At 63.0% G+C, this 20302-nt stretch carries 17 protein-coding genes; 12 read left to right on the top strand and 5 right to left on the bottom strand.

Annotation, left to right across the window (positions count from 1 at the left end):
• Positions 1-5: 5 nt before the first annotated feature.
• Genes CFB17_RS08955 through fabG form a run of 5 tightly spaced genes read left to right on the top strand, consistent with a single transcriptional unit; the run spans position 6 to position 5539 of the window.
• Positions 6-2375: an MMPL family transporter gene (locus CFB17_RS08955; RefSeq protein WP_133063873.1), complete on the top strand. Its 2370-nt coding sequence runs from the start codon at positions 6-8 to the stop codon at positions 2373-2375.
• A 14-nt stretch (positions 2376-2389) separates the two neighbouring features.
• Entirely contained in the window at positions 2390-3580 is a 1191-nt protein-coding gene (locus tag CFB17_RS08960) for a beta-ketoacyl-[acyl-carrier-protein] synthase family protein (protein WP_088561194.1), read from the top strand.
• A complete protein-coding gene (locus CFB17_RS08965) occupies positions 3577-4383 on the top strand; it encodes a beta-ketoacyl synthase chain length factor (RefSeq protein WP_088561195.1) in 807 nt (268 codons plus the stop codon). Before CFB17_RS08960 ends, CFB17_RS08965 begins: the two co-directional genes overlap by 4 nt.
• Positions 4380-4823: a hotdog family protein gene (locus CFB17_RS08970; protein ID WP_088561196.1), complete on the top strand. Its 444-nt coding sequence runs from the start codon at positions 4380-4382 to the stop codon at positions 4821-4823. The genes CFB17_RS08965 and CFB17_RS08970 overlap by 4 nt, the downstream gene beginning before the upstream one ends.
• The gene (fabG, locus tag CFB17_RS08975; RefSeq protein WP_088561197.1) at positions 4820-5539 is read left to right on the top strand and encodes a 3-oxoacyl-ACP reductase FabG; all 720 of its coding nucleotides are present in this window, start codon (positions 4820-4822) and stop codon (positions 5537-5539) included. Before CFB17_RS08970 ends, fabG begins: the two co-directional genes overlap by 4 nt.
• Positions 5540-5568: 29 nt before the next feature.
• Here the strand turns inward: fabG and CFB17_RS08980 are convergent, their stop codons facing one another.
• Entirely contained in the window at positions 5569-5952 is a 384-nt protein-coding gene (locus tag CFB17_RS08980) for a hypothetical protein (RefSeq protein ID WP_088561198.1), read from the bottom strand.
• A gap of 195 nt (positions 5953-6147) precedes the next feature.
• On the opposite strand from CFB17_RS08980, the gene CFB17_RS08985 reads away from it, so the two are divergent.
• From CFB17_RS08985 to CFB17_RS08995, 3 genes are read left to right on the top strand one after another with little or no spacing between them, the layout of a single operon-like run.
• The gene (locus CFB17_RS08985) at positions 6148-7503 is read left to right on the top strand and encodes an NAD(P)/FAD-dependent oxidoreductase (RefSeq protein ID WP_088561199.1); all 1356 of its coding nucleotides are present in this window, start codon (positions 6148-6150) and stop codon (positions 7501-7503) included.
• Between the two features lie 14 nt (positions 7504-7517).
• Positions 7518-8168 carry a class I SAM-dependent methyltransferase gene (locus CFB17_RS08990; protein ID WP_133063874.1) on the top strand — a complete coding sequence of 217 codons (651 nt, stop codon included), beginning with the start codon at positions 7518-7520 and terminating at the stop codon, positions 8166-8168.
• Positions 8165-9046, top strand: a complete 882-nt coding sequence (locus tag CFB17_RS08995) for a MipA/OmpV family protein (RefSeq protein ID WP_088561201.1) — start codon at positions 8165-8167, stop codon at positions 9044-9046. The genes CFB17_RS08990 and CFB17_RS08995 overlap by 4 nt, the downstream gene beginning before the upstream one ends.
• A 10-nt stretch (positions 9047-9056) precedes the next feature.
• Here CFB17_RS08995 and tcuC read toward each other — a convergent pair whose 3' ends face one another.
• The gene (gene tcuC / locus CFB17_RS09000; RefSeq protein ID WP_088561202.1) at positions 9057-10367 is read right to left on the bottom strand and encodes an MFS transporter; all 1311 of its coding nucleotides are present in this window, start codon (positions 10365-10367) and stop codon (positions 9057-9059) included.
• A gap of 129 nt (positions 10368-10496) precedes the next feature.
• Entirely contained in the window at positions 10497-11867 is a 1371-nt protein-coding gene (locus CFB17_RS09005) for an NAD(P)/FAD-dependent oxidoreductase (protein ID WP_088561203.1), read from the bottom strand.
• 289 nt (positions 11868-12156) lie between these two features.
• Here CFB17_RS09005 and glgC point away from each other — a divergent pair, with 289 nt between their 5' ends.
• From glgC to CFB17_RS09020, 3 genes are read left to right on the top strand one after another with little or no spacing between them, the layout of a single operon-like run.
• Positions 12157-13422, top strand: a complete 1266-nt coding sequence (gene glgC, locus CFB17_RS09010) for a glucose-1-phosphate adenylyltransferase (protein ID WP_088561204.1) — start codon at positions 12157-12159, stop codon at positions 13420-13422.
• Positions 13419-14876, top strand: a complete 1458-nt coding sequence (gene glgA / locus CFB17_RS09015) for a glycogen synthase GlgA (protein ID WP_088561205.1) — start codon at positions 13419-13421, stop codon at positions 14874-14876. Before glgC ends, glgA begins: the two co-directional genes overlap by 4 nt.
• 10 nt (positions 14877-14886) lie before the next feature.
• Positions 14887-15897 (top strand): NADP-dependent oxidoreductase, encoded by a 1011-nt coding sequence (locus CFB17_RS09020; protein WP_088561206.1) that lies wholly within the window; start codon positions 14887-14889, stop codon positions 15895-15897.
• A gap of 76 nt (positions 15898-15973) precedes the next feature.
• On the opposite strand, the gene CFB17_RS09025 is transcribed toward CFB17_RS09020, so the two are convergent.
• Positions 15974-16705: a sugar transferase gene (locus CFB17_RS09025; RefSeq protein ID WP_207761990.1), complete on the bottom strand. Its 732-nt coding sequence runs from the start codon at positions 16703-16705 to the stop codon at positions 15974-15976.
• An 842-nt stretch (positions 16706-17547) separates the two neighbouring features.
• On the bottom strand, positions 17548-18456 hold the full coding sequence (locus CFB17_RS09030; protein WP_088561208.1) for a LysR family transcriptional regulator: 909 nt from the start codon (positions 18454-18456) through the stop codon (positions 17548-17550).
• A gap of 144 nt (positions 18457-18600) precedes the next feature.
• Between CFB17_RS09030 and CFB17_RS09035 the strand changes: the two genes are divergently transcribed.
• The gene (locus tag CFB17_RS09035; RefSeq protein ID WP_088561209.1) at positions 18601-20139 is read left to right on the top strand and encodes an MFS transporter; all 1539 of its coding nucleotides are present in this window, start codon (positions 18601-18603) and stop codon (positions 20137-20139) included.
• Positions 20140-20302: the final 163 nt, after the last annotated feature.

Below are 20302 nucleotides of genomic sequence, written 5' to 3' on the forward strand. Positions count from 1 at the left end.
CCTTGATGTCCATCAGGCGGCAGGCGTTCCAAGTCGGACTGGTCCTTTTGACGCTGGCCGTTCTCTCTCTCCTCTTGGTGGGTCGCGTCGTGCAGATCCGCACCGACATGGCGGCCTTCCTGCCGCCCGGTGGCACCGCCGCACAACGCTTTTTGATCGAGCAGCTGCGCGAGGGTCCGGCCGCCACGCTGATCCTGGTCGGGCTCGAAGGGGCTCCTGAGGCCGAACTCGCCGGGCTGAGCCGGACCATGGCCGGTGATCTAGCGGCTGATCCTCACTTCAAGCTGGTGGCGAACGGTGCCACGGGCCTGGATGGCAGCGAGCAGACATTTCTCTTTCGCTATCGCTATCTGCTCTCCGCCCGGACGAGTTCCGGGGCCTTTGAATCCTCCTCCCTGCACGGCGATCTCACCCGTCTTCTGGGCGAACTTTCGGGCGCTGGCGGCATGATGGCCGCGCGCTTCGGCCTGAGCGATCCGATCGGCGCCTTTCCCTATCTCCTCAAGGCCTGGCTGGGTTCCAGCCAGATCACGCTCAAGGAAGGCGTCTGGTTCGCGCCCGATGCCGCCGGCCGGCCTCCCCGCGCCCTCCTTCTTCTACGCACGACGGGCCAGGGCCTCGACATCGAGGGACAACGCCAGGCCAAGGAACGCATCGAGGCAGCCTTCGTCGCCTCGCACAGTCAGGCTCGCCTGCTCCTGAGCGGACCCGGCATCTTCGCCGTCGCATCCGCCGATACCATCAAAGGTGATGCCGAATTCGTCTCGATCCTCTCAAGCCTCCTCGTCGTCCTCTTCCTCTATTGGCGCCATCGCTCCTTTCTGGTCCTGGGCGCTGTCGCCGTCACGCTCGGCACCGGTGCCCTGGCCGCGGCCCTGGCCGTCCAGGCGGCCTTCGGCTTCGTGCATGGCATCACGCTGGGCTTTGGCATGACGATGCTGGGGGTAACGGCCGACTATCCGCTTCTCGTCATCGGCCAGCGACGCCTGGAAGAGAGCCTCCTGGACGCCGCCCGTCGCCTATGGCCGACCTTGGCCCAGGCTGTGGGCGCGGCCCTTCTGGGCCTTGTCGTGATGCTGATGTCGAGCTTTGCGGGCCTGGCCCAGCTCGGTCTATTCTCGGTCGTGGGCGTGACCTCCGCCGGCCTCATGACGCGCTTCGTGCTGCCCCATCTGACAAGCGCCATCCATGTCCGCGATCAGAGTGCGGCTCCTTTCTGGCTGCGTCTCGCCGATCGGCTGCGGACATATCGCTTTTGGCTGGCCCTGCCGCTCCTGGTCACTATCCTCTGCCTGATCGTCAAAGGCGGCGTGCACTTCACGACCAATCTTGCCGACCTCAGTCCCGTGCCCAAGGCCGAGCAGAATCTCGATGAAGAGATGCGCCACCAGATAGGCGCGCCTGACGTGCGCTATCTGGTGGCGATCCAGGGAGGCAGCGAGGAGGAAATACTTGAGGCGGCCGAACGGCTGGAGCCGACGCTTGATCAACTCGTAAGCGAGGGAGCCATGGGCTCGTTCGAGCTGCCCAGCCGCTATCTGCCCAGCACCGCCACGCAGCTTTGGCGCCAACGGGCTTTGCCCGACCCGACACGTCTGGCAGCGTCACTCGAAGCGGCCATGGCGGGCCTGCCCTTCAAGCCCACCGCCTTCGACGGCTTCAAGGCGGATGTCGAAGCCAGCCGCGCCTTGCCGCCCTTGACGCTCAAGGTCTTTACCTCGCCTGCCTTGCAGGCCCGGCTGGAATCGCTCCTCGTCATCGACGGCCACGCCAATCACGGGCTCGCCACATTGAACGATGTCCAAGATCCAGCCAGGATCGCCCGAACCCTGAACGCCTTGGACGATCCGCATCTCATTCTCATCGACACAAAGGGTGAAACCGAAAGCCTGGTGGGCGACTATCTAGGAGAGGCCCTGCGCTGGCTGGCCCTGGGAGGCTTCTTGATGCTCTTGATGTTGGCGGCCATCCAACGCGACCATCGAACGGTCCTGCGTGTTGCCGGCCCGGCCCTGGGTGCCGCCCTCGTCGCCCTGGCCGTTCCTGACCTTTTGGGCAAGGCGCCCAATCTCTTCAATCTGGCCTCCCTCCTCTTGATGGTGGGTGTCAGCATCGATTACGGCCTGTTTCTCAACCGTCGCAACGCCGGAGGCCGGGCCGCCAAAGCGCGTCCCTCGCCCAAAGAGGCCGCCTTGGCGCTGGGCTCGGTCCTGAACTGCGCGGCCGCCACGCTCTTGACCTTCGGGCTCCTGATCTTCTGCCGCAATCCGGTCCTCTCCGGCATCGGCCTCACCGTCGTCACCGGCGTTGCCACCGCCCTGATCCTGGCCATAGCCCTGAGTCCGCGGCCCGCTGACCCGGAGACCCTGGCATGAGCCCCGGGACGCGGATGGCCCCGCTTGCCCTCTCCGCCATGACGGCGGTCTCGGCCATGGGCCAGGGGCTGGCGGCCATGCGGCTTGCCCTCAAGACAAGGCACTGTCCGCTGCGGCCCTGCGACTTCCCACATATCGAGCTGCCCACCTGGATCGGCCGGGTCGAGGGGGTCGAGGAAGCAAGCCTGCCGGCCAGCCTTGCGGCCTTCGATTGCCGCAATAACCGCCTCGTCCTCATGGCCCTGGAGAGTGACGACTTCATGCATGACGTCGCCACGGCAGTACGACGTTACGGACCGACGCGCATCGGAGTCGTCCTGGGAACCAGCACGTCCGGCATCGAGGAAGGCGAGCATGCCTACCGGCAGCGCGATCCCGCAACCGGCCATCTGCCCGGGCATTTCGATTTCGTCCGCACGCAGGATCTCTTCGCCGCCACGCGCTTCGTGCGCACGATCCTGGGCTTGAGGGGGCCGGGCTTTGCCGTCTCCAATGCCTGCGCTTCCAGTGCCAAGGCCTTCGCGGACGCCGCCATGCTGATCGAGACCGGGCTTTGCGATGCCGTGGTCGTCGGCGGTGCGGATTCCTTGTGCGGCATCACGCTGCACGGCTTCAACTCTCTGGATCTCCTGGCCCCGGGTCCCTGCCGGCCCTTCGCTGCCGATCGCGACGGCCTCTCGATCGGCGAGGGCGCGGCCTTTGCCCTCCTCGAGCGGCAAAGCCATGCCGAGAACGGTCAGGTCAGCCTGCTCGGCCACGGTGCCAGCACGGATGCGCATCACATGTCCTCGCCGCATCCCGACGGGGCCGGCGCCATCCTGGCGATTCGGCAGGCCCTGGCCCTGGCCGACCTCAGCCCGGAGACGATCGACTATGTGAATTTCCACGGCACGGGCACGCTCGGCAACGATGCCGTCGAGGACAAGGCCGTCTTTGCGACGCTGGGCGGCCAGACACCTTGCAGTTCGACCAAGGGATGGACGGGCCACACGCTCGGAGCCTCGGGTGCCATGGAGGCGCTGATCACCAGCCTTTCCCTCATCGAGGGCCTCGTGCCGGGCTGCTTGAACGTGGCGGAGGTCGATCCTCTTTGCCGAAGCCGGGTCGTCACCGCCAATCTGGCGCGCCCGCTCAAGATCGCGCTCAGCAATTCCTTCGGCTTTGGCGGCAGCAATTGCAGCCTTGTCCTCGGCCGGGCCGCATGAGCGCTTCCCTCGTCTGCCATATCGCCGGCCTTACCGTCCTGGGGCCGGGCTTTGCCTCGCCGGAAGCCGGCGAACGCCTCCTGCGGGGCGAGGAGGCGCATGTCATGGCCGACTATGCCCCGCCCGTGCCAGCCAGCCTTTCGCCCAACGAGCGGCGGCGGGCGGGGATGACCGTGAAGCTGGCCGTGGCGGCGGCCGAACAGGCGCTGGCCGCCGCCGGCCAGGCAGCGGACCTGCCCTCCGTCTTTGGTACCTCGAACGGCGATGGCGCCATCGTGAACGCGATGCTGCAGACGGTGGCCGGCCCTAACCCCATGCTCTCGCCCACCCAGTTTCATAATTCCGTGCATAATGCCGCCGCTGCCTACTGGTCGATCGGCAATGCCTGCCGGGCCAACTCGACCAGCATAGGCGCCTATGACGACACGTTCGCCAGCACCTTGCTGCGCGCCGCCTTGCAGGTGGAGGCGGAGCACACGCCGGTCCTTTGCTGCGCCTATGACGCGCCCTTGCCCTTTCCGCTCTCGGCCGTACGGGCGACCCTGATCCCCATGGCGACGGCCGCCGTTCTTACGCCTGCCGCCACCTTGGCCTCGCGAGCCCGCCTCAAGATCAGCTTCGTGCCGGAACCGGGCACGGCCTCAAGCCTGCCTGACGGTCATACGCTGGCACCTCTGGTGGCCGCCAATCCGGCCGGCCGGGCACTGCCTTTGTTCGCGGCGATCGCCCGCCGGCAGGCCGTCACGCTCTGCCTGCCCTGCCAGGACGACGCCCATCTCCTGATCGAGGTGACGCCCACATGATACCGCTTGCCCGCATCGACCGGGCGCTGATCGAAACCCTCGTGCCGCAAAAAGGGCGCATGTGCCTGCTGGACGGCGTGGAGAACCTGACGGCGGCGGGCATCGTCGCCAGGGCGCCGGCCCCGGATGCCGGCCATCCTTTGGCGCGCGAAGGCGGGCTTGCGGCCGTGGCCTGTGTCGAGATCGGCCTGCAGGCCATGGCGCTGCACGGCGCCCTCATGGAGGAATCCGGCCAGCGGCCCGGCTTCGTTTCCAGCCTGAGCGATCTGCTGGTCGCGAGGTCGCATGCCGGGCCCTTCCCTTTCCTGGCCATGGCCGATCTCCTCTTTCGCGCCGAGCAGGGCTTTGCCTACCGTTTCGCGGTCCGGCAAAAGGACGATCTCCTGGTGGCGGGCAAGGCCACGATCATGTTTCCCGATCTCGGCAGCCTCGGCGCATGAGGCGCGCTTTGGTCACGGGCGGCAGCAGCCCGATTGGAGCTGCCATCGCCAAGGCACTGGCAGCCGAAGGCCTGGCCTTGACCTTGCACGCCCATCAAGGTCAGACCCGCGCCGAGGCGACCGCCAGGGAAATCGAGGCCATGGGGGGCAAGGCCAGCGTTGCCCGTTTCGATGTCGCCGATCCGCAAGCCACGGCCGAGGCGATGTCGGCCCTGCTGGCGGACGGTCCATTCGACGTCCTGATCCACAATGCCGGGACCCATGCTGACGCCCCGATGGCCGGCATGAGCGCGACGCAGTGGCAAAGCGTCATCGACGTGTCCTTGAATGGTTTTTTCAACATCACCCGTCCCCTTCTGCTTCCCATGATGGGCAAACGCTGGGGCCGCATCATTGCCATTTCCTCGATCTCGGGGCTCATGGGCAATCGCGGTCAGACGAACTATGCGGCCGCCAAGGCCGGGCTGCACGGGGCCGTCAAGGCACTGGCGCTGGAATGCGCCAGCCGCGGCATCACGGTGAACGCCGTGGCACCCGGGGTGATCGCCACGCCCGCCGTCGATGCCGTCATGAGCAAGGAGCAGATCTCAGCCCTGGTGCCGATGAAGCGGCCCGGGCGCCCGCAAGAGGTGGCCGATCTCGTGGCCTTCCTCGCCTCCGACAAGGCCGCCTACATCACGGGCCAGGTTATCTCGATCAATGGCGGCATGGCCTGAAGGCCCGGACGACCGTAGAGAAAACCAGCTCAGACCGAGGACTGGGCCAGGATCGCCGCCTTGAGATCGCTCACCCAGCGATTGAAATCCAGCTCGATCTCGCCTGCCGCATAGGCAAATCCGGTCGAATCCAGCCGCTTGATCGAGAAGCGCTCGGCATCGAAGCTGATCGCGACCAGAGCCCTACGCTGGCCCTCCTGGCGCGAGGCCTGGATGAGGTTTTCCGCCGTCCGGCGCATCGTCCAGCCAAGACCGGTTCCGGCACGGAGGATCTGCGCTGCCCGCTCATCCGGCATGACCTGAGGGTCGGCAAAGCGGACGTCGCGCGGTTCGTTCAAGGGAGCCGTGGTACAGGCCGCCAGTATCAGCGGGAGGAGGCAGGATGGCAGGAAGCTTCGGCGTGAGCGATTCAAGAACCATTCTTCCGGAGCGGTACGACAATGCTGGTCAAGCAAGATTGCGCCTTTATCGATGCTTTTGTTGCAGGAGGCCGATACGCAACATCGCATGATAAGAAACGAGAAGGGATGCTTTAAGCTTGCACCTGTCCGTCTGACGATTAGAGGTGAACGTAAAGCTAAACTTCGGCAATCTCAGGGTGCCTTTGCATGAGTTCCTCTCCATTGACAGACCAGCCCGATGGCGAGGCACTCCCGCAGATCTGCGACGTACTGATCATCGGCGGCGGCCCGGCCGGCTCCACCGCCGCCACCCTTCTGGCGGAACGCGGAAGGCATGTCGTGATGCTGGAGAAGGAGACACATCCGCGCTTCCACATCGGCGAATCGCTCTTACCCAACAATCTCTCCATCATTCAGCGCCTGGGCGTCCTGGAAGAGGTCCGCGCCATCGGAGTCTACAAGCCCGGCGCGCAATTCGTCTCGGACGAGCACGGCCAGGACGTGGCCTTCGAGTTCAAAAACGGCCTCGACAAAAGATGGACCTACAGCTTTCACGTCGAGCGCGCCGCCTTCGACAAGCTTCTCTTCGATAATGCCAGGGCCAAGGGAGCCATGGCGCTCGAGGCGATGCGCGTCACGACGGTCGAGCTCGCTCAAGGATCGGCACGGAGCACGGTCAAGGCGGTGGATGGCACGGGCAAGCAGCACGTCTTCGCGCCCCGCTTCGTCATCGATGCTTCGGGGCGCGACGCCTGCCTTGCCACGCGCCTGAAGATCAAGGAAGTCAACCGGCAGAACAACACAGCGGCCCTCTTTGGCCATCTCAAGGGGGTCGAGCCGCTGACCCAGCCCGATGTCGGCAATATCGTCGTCCATCTTTTGAAAGAGGGCTGGTGCTGGGCCATTCCCCTGCCCAACGGGGTCACGAGTATCGGCATCGTCTCCAACGCCGCCTTCTTCAATCGCCGCACCGGCAGTCAGGAAGATTTCTTCTGGGAGGTCTTGCGTGCCAGCCCCTCGATGGGGCCACGCATCGCCAATGCGACGCTGCTGGAGCCCGTGCGCGCTACTGGCAATTATTCCTATAAAGCGCGCAGCATGGTGGGCGAGAACCATATCCTCGTGGGTGACGCCTTTGCCTTCATCGACCCTGTCTTCTCGAGTGGCGTCATGCTGGCCATGACGAGCGCGGAAAGGGGTGCTTTGGCGGTTCACGCCCATCTCGATGATCCACAAAAGGCCAAGCCGCTCTTTGCCCAGTTCGAACGTCATGTCCAAGGAGCCATGGGTGCCTTCTCCTGGCTCATCTACCGGATCAACAAACCGGTCCTGCGCGACATGTTCATGGCACCGCGCAATCAGTTCGGCATGCGCGACGGTCTCGTCAGCCTCCTGGCTGGAAGCTGGAACCACGGCGTCCGCTCACGTGTGCCGGTATTGGCCTTCAAGGGGGCCTATTATTTCCTCCAGACCGCCTATCGGATGGGCTATCGGGTCCGCCGCGATGTCGGCATGACCAAGCGTGCCGAGATCGAAGGCCCGAACTGGCGGAACGCCGCCTGACAGAGTTGCATGGCATGCAGGCCCTCGTGCGCCGGCTGGATGGCCGCTACCAGGCATGCGGCCATGCCACGCGGGGTTATGTGCGCTGGAAGCTCAGGCTCGACCCCGTGCATGCGCCGATCTTCGCCCAGGCCCGCAATAAGCCGCTGGGTCACGTCCTGGACCTGGGTTGCGGCCTTGGCCAGTTCGGCCTGGCCCTGCTCGAGCTTGGGCTCGCCACCGGCGTCACGGGGTTTGACTGGGACGAGGCCTTGATCCGCCAGGCACGTCTGGCGGCAACGGGCCTGCCCGCCCATTTCCACACGGCCGACCTCCGCCTCGAGACGCTGCCGCCCAGCCAGTGCACGCTCATCCTGGATCTCCTCTATCAACTCCCCTTGCCGGATCAGGAAGACCTCCTTCGCCGCGCCGCCCGGGTAACGGCCGATCGGCTCTTCCTGCGCGCACTCGACCCCGATCGTGGCTGGCGCAGCCGGGTCGGCCGGGGCGCAGAACGCCTGAGCCGGCTGGCAAGGCTCTACCGCCCGGCCGAGATCGCACCCACGCCCCTCAAGCAGTTTGAGGGCTGGCTCGACGCCGAGGGATTTGTCTGCGAGGTCGAGCCCTGCTGGGGCGTGACCCCTTTTCCCAACGTCCTTTTGACTGCCAGACGTCAGAGCCCATGACCCGACTGCGGAACGCTTTTGACTTCCTCGGCCTGCCAGCCCTTCTTTGCTGCCTGCTGGCCGGGCCGGCCCTGGCCCAGCCGGCCGCCGCTACCACTACGACGCAGCCGCTCTACGAGATCGGCCTCGTCGGCCTCGGCGGCAGCTTTCCGGATTATCCAGCCGCCAGCCAGAACCATTGGAAGGGCATCGTCGCCCCCTACCTCATCTATCGTGGCGACTTCCTCAAGGCCGATGAGACAGGCTTACGCGGCCGCCTTCTCAAGAGCGACCGGGCCGAGCTCAATATCAGCGTCGGTGGCGCCCTGCCCGCCTCCTCGAACGATAATCACGCCCGCCACGGCATGCCCGACCTCGACCTCATGGGCGAGATCGGTCCGACCTTGCGCGTCAAGCTGGCCCGCTGGGCTGGCCGCAACCGGCTCGACCTCGACCTGCCGGTGCGCGCCGTTTTCACCACCGATTTCACGAGCGTCACCTATCGGGGCTATCTCTTCCAGCCCGCTTTGACCTTCCAGCGCTTCGACATGCTCAAGGCCGGCAGCGTCTTTTCCATCGAGGGCGGTCCGGTCTTCGCCGATCAGCGGCTCTCTGATTATTTCTACAAGGTGAAGGACAAATATGCCGAGGTCGGCCGGCCGGCCTACGACGCCGATCCGGGCTATATGGGAACGCGGCTCGAATCCTCCTTCAAGCTGCCGCTGACCGATCGTCTCTTTGCCATCGCCGCCACCCAGCTGGGCGGCTTCTGGGGGGCTGCCAACGACGACAGTCCGCTCTTCAAGTCGCATTTCAACCTCGGTGCGGCCCTGGGGCTGAGCTATTCCTTCTATCGCTCGAACCGGCAGGTCGCCTACGAGGACCGGCGCATGGATTGAGGCTCGGCCCTCAATCCTCGGCCGCCTGGTGGTGGCGCGTCATGTAGGTCGCCAACAAACCACAGGCCGCCGCCGCCGACAGCCAGAGGCCAGGCGTGGCCGGCTGGCCGGTGAAATGGATCAGCCAGGTGGCGATGGCGGGCGTGAAGCCGCCGAAGATGGCCGTGGCCAAGCTGTAGGCGAGCGAGAACCCCGTGGTCCGCACGGCAGGCGGCATGATCTCGGTCAGATAGGGAATCATACCGCCATTATAGATGCCGTAAATGAAGGAAAGCCAAAGCTCGATTGTCAAGAGTCGGGCAAAAGACGGTGCCGCCGCCAGCCAGGCCAGGGCCGGATAGGCGGTAACGAGAGCCAGGAGCACGGTTGCGATGATCACCGGCCGCCGGCCGATCCGATCGGAGATCGCACCGCCGATCGGCAGCCAGAAAAAATTGGAGACACCGACTAGAAGAGTGACGATCAGAGCCGAGGTCGCCGAGAGATGCAGCTCGCGGGCGCCATAGGTCGGCGTGTAGGCCGTGATGAAGTAGAAAGATACGGTCGTCATCGTCGCCAGCAGCATGCCGGCCAAAACGAGCTGCCAGTTCTGGACGATCGAGCGCAGTATCTCACCCATCGAGGGATGGTGCGTGCGGGCCTTGAAGGCCTCCGTCTCCTGCAAGGAACGCCGGAGCAGGAACAAGAGCGGTACGATCAGGCAGCCGATCAGGAAAGGCACGCGCCAGCCCCAAAGCGTCATGCTCTCGGGCGGCAGCAGAAAGCTCAGGGCCACGCCCAGGGCGGCCGCGAAGACGACGGCCACCTGCTGGCTGCCGGATTGCCAGGCGCAATAAAAGCCTTTGTTCCCCGGCGTGGCGATCTCCGCCAAATAGACGGAAACGCCTCCCAGCTCGACGCCGGCGGAAAAGCCCTGCAGCAGGCGGCCGATCAGGACGAGCAAGGGAGCAAGGAGGCCCAGCGTGGCGTAGCCCGGCACGACGGCGATGAGCAGCGTGCCCACGCCCATGAGGCCCAGCGTCAACATGAGCCCACGCCGGCGTCCATGGCGATCGATATAGCCACCCAGGAGGATGGCCCCCAAGGGCCGCATCAGATAGCCGGCACCGAAGGTCATCAAGGAAAGCATCAGCGAGGCGAATTCGCTCTCGCCGGGGAAGAAGGTGCGGGCGATGTACGTGGCGTAGTAGGCGTACACCATGAAATCGTACATCTCGAGGAAGTTGCCGCTGGTCACACGCAGCACGTTCTTGAGCGCGTCGCTCGAGCTTTGCTCCTGCGGGACCGATCGTGACGCGAGAGGGATGGACCTCGAGCTCATCGTCTTGCTTTCCTTGCCTGCGGCATCTGGATCCAGTTTAGAATTTGGCGGGTAGAGGTCCAGCCATCGCCCGGCCCGCGCCGTACGATTGTGCCATCGCCACCCGAATTCCTGCCGCGCACCTCAAAGCTAATGTCGCGATCGCCCCTCCTTCCAGCTTGCCCGGCGATGCTGCAGCCGGAGGCGTACATTGTCCTTGGCCGACATGCCCCAATAGATTCCCTGGGCTATGAGCCGGCCCATGGGACCGAAGACCGGCTGCGGCTGGAAGACGGCGAAATCCTCGATCGCCTTGTCGTCCTCGGCAATTGCCCGCGCCACCAGGTCGCCACCCATGGTGGTGGTGTTGAGACCATGGCCGCCATAGGCCGTGTTCATCCACAAGCCGGGCTCGATCTGACCCAAGAGCGGCATCTTGTGGCGGGCAAATCCCATGCGGCCGGACCAGGCCGAGGCGATCGGCACATGTGCCAGCTGCGGATAGACATGCGCCAGATCGCGCCGCATCAGGCCGCTCAGGTTCGGCTGGTGCTCGCGCAGGCTCACACGCCCGCCCCAGAGCAGCCTGCCGTCTTCCAAAGGCCGGTAATAGCCGACGGCGAAGCGGTCATCGAAGACGGCGTAGGGCGCCTTGATCACCTGCCCCAGCAGATCGCCCAAGGGCTCGGTGACGATGACATAGGTGGCAACCGGCAGAAGCGAACGCCGCAAAGGCGGAACCAGGCCGTCGCCATAGACATTGGTTGCCAGGACCACGTGCCTTGCGGTGATGCTGGCAGGCGGATGCGCATGCCGACCATGGCTGCCGGCCGTTAGCACGCGCCAGCCGCTACCGGCCCGCTCCACCGCCGTGGCCTGGGTATGGGCATAAAGCCTGGCACCGCCGTCCAGCGAGGCCCGGGCATAGCCACGGCTCAAGGCCAGGGGGTTTAGATGAAAACCGTCGGGATCAAGAAGGCCCTCGGTGTAACGAGCCGTCTTGTAGGTCGCCGCCATCCATTCGCGCGAGCATAGCTCGACCCGCGTGGCAAAACGTTCGTTCAAGGCCTGGAACTCGGCGCGCAGCCCTCTTGGATCGTCGAAGAACGAGGCGACGAGAACGCCAGGGACGAGATCGGCGGCGATGCCGTAACGCTGCACTCGCCTTTGGATCAAATCCAAAGCCGCCACGCTGTGGGCATGGAGGCGCCGCGTGTGCTCGGTACCAAGACTGCCCTCGAGATCGAGAGCGCCTCGCGTGAAGCCGCTGGATGCCATGCCGCCATTGCGGCCCGAGGCGCCATCGCCCGGATTACCGCTTTCGATCAAGACCGCATCCAGGCCGCGCTCGACGAGGGAGAGGCAGGTCGCAAGGCCCGCTAGGCCGCCACCCACGACGCAGACCTCGGTCTCGATCGTCTCCACCAAGGGATCGAGGACCAAGGCCGGTTCGCGCGAGCTTCGATGATACCAGGTGGGAGCATCTGGCCTGGCAATAACGGGACGATGGGGATCTGACACGCAAAGCGCCTGTTGTCTGACGGAACGGAACGGGAGCGAGGATGAGCGTTTTGATTGCCCTCGACCCCATGATCGTCCCTCGCTACCGTCCCCAAGGCCCGTCCAGCAAGAGGCGGCCGGTCATGACAAGGAGGCGCACACCCCGGTGTTTCCTTGAAATGCACTGCTTCAGCCTTTGCGGTCGGCATTGCGGGAATACCCATCGGCATCGACGTGATCAGGCCTAATTCAAACGATGACTAAAAACGCGACCTCTCCTGGACGCGTGGAAAAAAATGAAGAGGGAGCTATGCCACAACGTCCAAGCACACCCTTGTCGCGGAACGCCTTCGCCTTTGTGCTGGCCGGGGGTCGCGGCTCCCGCCTTTGGGAGCTGACGGACCGCCGGGCCAAGCCCGCCGTCTATTTCGGCGGCAAGACGCGCATCATCGATTTCGCCCTCTCCAACGCCTTGAACTCCGGCATTCGACGATTTGGCGTCGCCACCCAGTACAAGGCGCACAGCCTGATCCGCCATCTTCAGCTCGGCTGGAATTTCTTTCGCACAGAACGCAATGAGAGCTTCGACATTCTGCCGGCCAGCCAGCGGGTGACGGAGACGGATTGGTATCAGGGCACGGCGGATGCCGTCTTCCAGAACATCGACATTCTGGAGAGCTATCTAAATATCGACCACATCATCGTTCTGGCCGGTGACCATGTCTACAAGATGGACTATGAGCTCATGCTCGAGCAGCACGTGGCCGCCAAGGCTGACGTGACGATCGGCTGCATCGAGGTACCGCGCATGGAGGCCGCAGCCTTCGGCGTCATGCATATCGATGAGGGTCGCCGCATCACGAGCTTTCTCGAAAAGCCCAAGGATCCGCCCGCCATGCCGGGCAAGCCCGACAAGGCGCTGGCCTCGATGGGCATCTATGTCTTCGACACCAAGTTCCTCTTCGACGCGCTGCGCACGGATGCGGCCGACCCGAATTCGGAACATGATTTCGGCAAGGACATCATCCCGGGCATCGTCAAGAACGGCAAGGCGATGGCGCACGAGTTCACGACCTCCTGCGTCAAGAGCGATGCCGAGAATGAGGCCTATTGGCGAGACGCCGGAACGATCGACGCCTATTTCGATGCCAATCTCGATCTGACACGCACGGTACCGGCTCTCGATCTCTATGACCGCACCTGGCCGATCTGGACCTATGCCGAACTCACCCCGCCGGCCAAGTTCGTGCATAATGAGGAAAAACGGCGCGGCTCGGCCGTAAGCTCGTTGATCTCGGGCGGCTGCATCGTCTCGGGCGCCAGTCTCAGGCGCACGCTGCTCTTCAATAATGTGCACGTCCATTCATGGGCCAAGCTCAACGAAGTCGTCGTCATGCCCGACGTCGAAATCGGCCGCCATGCAAGGCTCAGCCGGGTGGTGATCGACCGGGCGGTCAGGATTCCCGAAGGCCTTGTCGTCGGCGAGGATCCCTTGGAAGATGCCAGGCGCTTTCGCCGGACCGATGCCGGCACCGTCCTCATCACCCAGTCGATGCTGGACAAGCTCGAGAAATGAGCGGCCTTTCCTTGCGGGTTCTCTCGATCGCCTCCGAGTTCTTCCCCCTGATCAAGACCGGCGGCCTCGCCGACATAGCCGGTGCCCTGCCGGCAGCGATGGCCCGCGAGGATGTGCACATCCTCACCCTTCTGCCGGCCTATCCGGCCGTTCTCGCCGCCGTTAGCAGCGAACCCGCCGTCGATCTTTGGGACCTGCCAGGCGGCCCCGCCAACATCCTCCGGGCGCGAAGCCCGAGCGGGGCGGATCTTCTCCTCCTGGACGCACCGCATCTCTATGCGCGTCCAGGAGGACCCTATCACATGCCCGATGGCCGGGAATGGCCGGACAATGCGCTGCGCTTTGCGGCTCTGGCCCGCGCTGCCGAGCATCTGGGCCGCGGCGCCCTGCCCGGCTATCTTCCAGACATCGTGCATGCGCATGACTGGCAGACGGCCCTGGCACCGGCCTATCTGGCGCTCGGCGCCGGCCCCCGGCCCAAGACGGTCGTGACGATCCACAATATCGCCTTTCAAGGTCTGTTCCCGCCGGATCTGCTCCCGTCCCTCCATCTGCCGACTTCCGCCTTCGCCGCCGAGGGCGTGGAGTTCTACGGTCAGATCGGCTTTCTCAAGGCTGGTCTTTTCTATGCCGACAAGATCACCACGGTCAGTCCGAGCTATGCCCGCGAGATCCAATCGGCCCCCGAGGGTTATGGTCTTGAGGGCTTGCTGCGCAAGCGCGCGGTCGATCTCTCGGGCATCTTGAACGGCCTCGATGTCGACATATGGAATCCGGCCAGCGACCCCAGCCTGCCGCAGGGCTACGATGCAAACGATCTTGCCGGCAAGGCCGCAGCCAAGCTCGCATTGCAGCAGACAATGGGGCTGGCCCCCGACCCGGAGGCCCTGCTCTTTGCGGTGATCAGTCGACTGACCGGGCAAAAGGGCCTGGATCTCGTGCTGCAGGCGCTCCCTTTGATTCGCGCTCGCGGTGGCCAGCTTGCCCTGCTGGGCACCGGCGAGCCGGCCCTGGAGCGCGGTTTTCGCGCAGCGGCCCTGGCGGATCCCAAGAGCATTGCCTGCCGGATCGGCTATGACGAAGGGCTGGCGCATCTGATCCAGGCCGGCAGCGACGCGATCCTCATCCCGTCCCGCTTCGAGCCTTGCGGCCTCACGCAGCTGGCCGGACTGTGCTATGGAACCTTGCCGATCGTCACCCGGGTGGGCGGCCTGGGCGATACGGTGATCGACGCCAACGAGGCTGCGCTGGCCGATGGCGTGGCAACCGGTATCATCGTCCCCGTCGCCAGCCAGCCCTCCTTGGAGCTGGCACTCGAGCGCGGCTTCGATCTCTGGCAGCAGCAGACCGTGTGGCAGACCGTCCGTCGTCGTGCCATGACCCGATCCGTCGGCTGGGATGTGTCGGCACGGCACTACCGAGCTCTCTATGACGATCTCCTGCGGATCGCTTGAAGGAAAAACAATGTTACACGCCGACCGCATCGTCCTCGCCGAGCGACCGAAGGGTCAGCCGACGCCGGCCGCCTTTCGCCTCGAGGAATTCGAGCTCCCCGAGCCCGCGGCCGGCGAGGTCCTGGTGCGCACCCTTTATCTGTCGCTCGACCCCTATATGCGCACCCGCATGAACGACGCGCCCTCCTATGCAGCACCCGTCGCGCTGGGGGAGGTCATGACCGGCGAGACCGTGGGCGTCGTCGAGCGCGACCGGAGCGGCCGGTTCAAGCCAGGCGACATCGTCCGTTGTTATAGCGGCTGGCAATCGGCCTTTGTCGCCGCCGCCGCCCAGCTTTCCCTGGTCGATCAGGCGCTGGGGCCGGTCTCGACGGCCCTTGGGGTTCTGGGCATGCCCGGCCTGACCGCCTATGCCGCGCTCGAGGCGATCGCCAAGCCGCAGGCGGGCGAGACGATCGTGATCGGTGCCGCCGCCGGCCCCGTGGGCGCGCTGGCGGGCCAACTCGCCCGCCTGCGTGGGCTGCATACCGTGGGTATCGCCGGCGGCGCAGATAAATGCCGCTACGTCACGAGCGAGCTCGGGTTCAATGTCTGTCTGGACCGTCGACAAGACGACATGGCCAGCCAGCTCGGGGAAGCCTGCCCCAACGGAGTCGACATCTATATGGAGCTGACGGGCGGCCAGGTGCTGGAGGCCGTCCTGCCGCTGATGAACCTGCATGGGCGGATTCCGGTGATCGGCATCATCGCCTGGTACAATGCCAGCGGGCGACCCGAGGGGGCCGACCAGCTGCCGGACTTCATGCGCCAGGTCCTCTACAAGCGCCTGCATGTCGAGGGCATGATCGTCTCGGATCTAGCCGAGCTTCGCCCCGCGTTCGAGCGTGAGGTCAGCGCCCGGCTGAAGGCAGGCGAAATCGTCTACAAGGAGGATATCGTGGAAGGCCTGGCCAACGCGCCCGACGCCTTCATCGGTCTCCTCGAGGGCCGGAATTTCGGCAAGCTGCTCGTCAAGATCTAGGGCGCCGCTTCAATAAAAACGGCCGCCCCTGCAAGGAACGGCCGTTCTTGGACAGGACAACTAGAAAAACCTGGCTCTAGTAGGCTCCCTCGCGGGCGAAGACGACACGTGCGGTCATGAAGAGGATCATGATGTCGCGTGTGAGACTCCAGTTCTGGACGTAGAATGCGTCCATGTCGACCCGACGCTGGAAGTCGATGTCGCTGCGACCGCTCACCTGCCAGAGACCCGTGATGCCCGGTCGGTTCTGCATGTAGTAGACGCGATGCTCGCCATATTGGAGCACCTCGTCATGGGTGACCGGTCGGGGACCGACCAGGCTCATATCGCCCCGGAGCACGTTGACGAGCTGCGGCAGCTCATCGAGGCTGGTCTTGCGCAGCCAGGCGCCGATTTTGGTGACCCGCGGGTCGTTCTTGAGCTTGCGGGTGAGACGCCATTCCTCCGCCGCTGCCGGATCCGTCCGCAGGATCTCCTCAAGCCGTTCCTTGGCATCGACCGCCATGCTGCGGAATTTCAGGCACTTGAACGGCTTGCCGTGCCGGCCGATCCGCTCATGGGCGAAAAAGATCGGTCGTCCCGACGTCGCCACCAGCAGCGAGAGAATGCCGAACAAGGGGGCCAGAAAGAGCAGGATGCAGCTCACCACGACGATGTCGAAGGCACGTTTCACACCCACCTGAAAACGGGTGTGGGTACCTTTGCGCACATTGATGCCCTCAATATCGGTCGGCGGAAGACCCCGAGCTTGCTGGTTGGCATTGATGTCATGCATCATTGTCAACTGATCGGCCTGTCTTCCTGTCATCATCCTACGGGATCCAAAGATCATTAGGGGCAAAAGAAAAAATTCCACAATGCCTGGCGATCAGGCCAATGAGCTCGTCAATAAGTAGATAGCCAGCCAAGCGGTCATGCTTAGGATGCCGCCGGTCACAAGAGCTGAACCATAAGTTAACTTATGGCGCCACGAGAAAAAATTACCGTGAATGGCGGTATATGGAACGGTATTTCTATAGTACTTCATAGAAAAATACCTCCATCTTTCGGCGCTGTTATCAAGTAACCAAGTTCCATCGACTTAAAAATCGCGCCATGATCTATCGATCATGCGTCCCGTGCGCAAATTTTACCCCTTTGTCTATTGGCTGTATGCAACGGTGCTAATATGCGGAAGTTGGTTAATCTGACAAGAGATCTATCGAGGCTGCCGGCCAATTCGACGCATTCAGGTATGTCTCGACGGGTTGAAGTTTCGGCTGGGTTGCGTTTGATGAATGCATCTCAAGCCGTTCGGAGGGGCTTGCGCAGTTTTCTCGACCTAGGGATCTGTGGCTTCGCGCTGATGGTTCGGCTTGATTGCGTATCATATCTGCCTGGTCTGCTGGAGCGGTCCGCAGTGATTGCTGCGCGACCAGCTCCGTCGGCTTAACCCGATGCAACCGAAACATGACGATCCATCTCGAGGAGCGGGCTTTGTGGCTTAAGCCCTCGTGGATACCTTTTCACCAGGGCATCTGATGACAGCGCAGCTGGAAAGCGCCTGCGAATCACACCAGCATTGATGTGATCGACGCCTGCGAATGATGCCTTGCGATCTCATCATACTTTGAGGCGGCAAAGGAATCTGCGCTGGAGGTTTGGAGCAATCTATCCTGCCTGCGTATTCGGGGATGCAATGAAAAGCTTCTTCGCCATGAAATCCACGAAGACGCGAACCTTGGGTGACAGATACCGACTGGACGGCCAGAGAATCCAGAACTGACCGGGATTGGCGAGATATTCGTCCAAGACGGTCACTAGTTCGCCGCTTTCGGTGAGATCTCGGACCAGAAAGTCAGGCATGTAGGCGATGCCGAACCCATCGAGCGTTGCTCCTCGAAGGGCCTCCATGTTGTTGCAGGTGAGTACCGTCTGCATTCCGGCTGTCGGTTCGTGCACGCCCTTCATGGACCATTCCTGAAGCTTACCCGAGGTGGGGAAGCGGAACCGGATACATTTGTGCCCCTTCAGGTCGTCGGGTGTTTCCGGAATCCCCGCTATTTCCAGATATGCCGGAGCGGCGCAAAGTACAAAGCAGAATGGGCTAAGCCGATGCGACATCAGCCGCGAATCCGGCAAGTCGCCGCTACGGATGACCGCATCAAAGCCGTCCTCGATCACGTCGACGATACGGTCATTGAAGTCGAAATCGAGTTCGACCTCTGGGTGGAGATTCGAGAATTCCGACAGGACATGCAACAGAAACCGATAGCCGATGGTGGGCAAACTGACGCGAAGTTTTCCGCGGGGCTTTCGGGCCGCATGCGACACCATCGTTTCCGCCTCTTGCAGATCATCGAGGATACGACGGCAGCGCTCGTAAAATAATGCCCCTTCGGCCGTAAGACCGATTCGCCGTGTGCTGCGCTGAAAAAGCCGGACGCCCAAGCCTTGCTCAAGCTTGGCGACATTCTTCCCGACGGCCGATGCGGATATGCCCAAAAGCCGCCCAGCCGCAACGAAGCTGAGGGTTTCGGCGGTTCGCACGAAAGCAAGCAGTCCCGTGAGGCTTTCCATAGCGCGAGATTAGAGAGTTTTTCTCCGCAGTAAACGGCATTTGGGCGCATTTATGAGCCATTTGATCCGCTTTACAGTGCTCCCAAACGATCAACGATGACCGGCGGTCGGCTTTTCCTATTAAGCGCGGAAGGACTGCAATAAATGACGAGCCCGCCATCTTCACAGAATAAAGGGCGAATATCTGTTCTTCTGTCGGTCTGTCTCGCCGGTATCATCTGCCCGATGAGTTTCTCGGGCGGAGCCGTCGCGACCCCGGCGATCGGCCGAGAACTCGGCGGCGACCCTATCGCCCTGAACTGGATTACAAATGCTTTCATGCTGACGTTCGGGGGCTTTCAAATGATTGCTGGAGCTCTGGTGGACGAATATGGGCGGAAGAGAGTATTTTTATTTGGACTGGCCCTGTTCGCCGCGAGCGCTCTAGCCCTAAGCTTTTCTTTTTCAGTCTATTTGCTGGACCTGCTGCGAGCGATTCAAGGGGTTGCTGCCGCCGCGACCCTGGCCGGCGGCATCGCAGCGCTCGCCCAGGAATTTGATGGTCACGGCCGAACGCGTGCGTTCAGTCTGCTCGGCACGACCTTTGGCGTCGGGCTGGCGTTCGGTCCACTCTTTGCCGGTTACATGACCGAGACCTTCGGCTGGAGTTCGGTCTTCCTATCGACGGCGGTGGTTTCGCTCCTCGCTCTTATGTTCGGCGCGCCGCGCATGCGCGAATCCCGGGATCCAGATGCCGCAGGTCTGGACGTAGGAGGCACCATAACCTTCACCGGAGCACTGACCCTGTTCACGTTTGCCTTAATCCAGGCGCCGGCCAATGGCTGGAGCAGTGCCTTCGTGCTTACTTTGCTCGGCGGAGCCGCGGGCTTGCTTGTCGCCTTCGTTGCCATCGAAACCCGAGTTGCACGGCCCATGCTGGACCTTTCCCTATTTCGCTATCCGCACTTCGTTGGCGTTCAGGTACTCCCGATTGCTACCTGTTATTGCTACATCGTCCTTCTGGTACTTTTGCCGCTTCGATTCATCGGCATCGAGGGATGCAGCGAAATTCATGCCGGCTTCTTGTTGCTGGCGCTCTCTGTGCCGATGCTCGTCGTTCCCTCGCTCGCGGCTACGATGACGCGCTGGATCTCGCCAGGGATAATATCTGGGGTCGGCTTGCTGATTGCGGCTCTGGGGCTTTTCTTCCTGGGGCGTGCCAATATCAATGATGGCGATACGACTCTTGGGCCGATGCTGTTGATTGGTTTGGGGGCGAGCATGCCGTGGGGGTTGATGGACGGACTCTCCATCAGTGTGGTCCCCAAAGAACGTGCGGGAATGGCGGCAGGCATATTCAATACTACCCGCGTTGCGGGAGAAGGGGTCGCTCTTGCGATCGTAACGGCGGTTCTTGCCGCCTTGCTTCAATCCTCCCTCGTGAATTCGCTGGCAAACATGGAAGCAGTTTCCACAACGCTGATCATGAATGTCGCCGAACGCCTCGCAACGGGAAATCTTGAACAAGCTAAGAATCTTTTGCCAGAAGTAGATCGGTCGTTTCTTGCGCAAAGTTATGCTGATGCGTTTCGTGTCCTGACCTATATCCTGATCGCTATCACAATTATTTCGTCAGCAATCGTTTTCGTAATTCTTGGGCGAAGCGTGGGGAGTCCCGCGACTAAAATGCAGAGCGAGATTTAGGAAGGGGAGGTGTCTGAGTTTCTCTCGGATCGCCGTCCGTAATGAAAGACATTGTGCCGATGCATGTCGAAGGCTATCGGCGTGATGCCGGACGTCAAATCACCCAACGGTAATCTCGTTCACCGAGCCATAGAAGGAATGGAATTGTCGTGTTCGCCTCAGC

The sequence above is a fragment of the Arboricoccus pini genome, from assembly GCF_900187945.1.
Lineage (GTDB): Bacteria > Pseudomonadota > Alphaproteobacteria > Geminicoccales > Geminicoccaceae > Arboricoccus > Arboricoccus pini.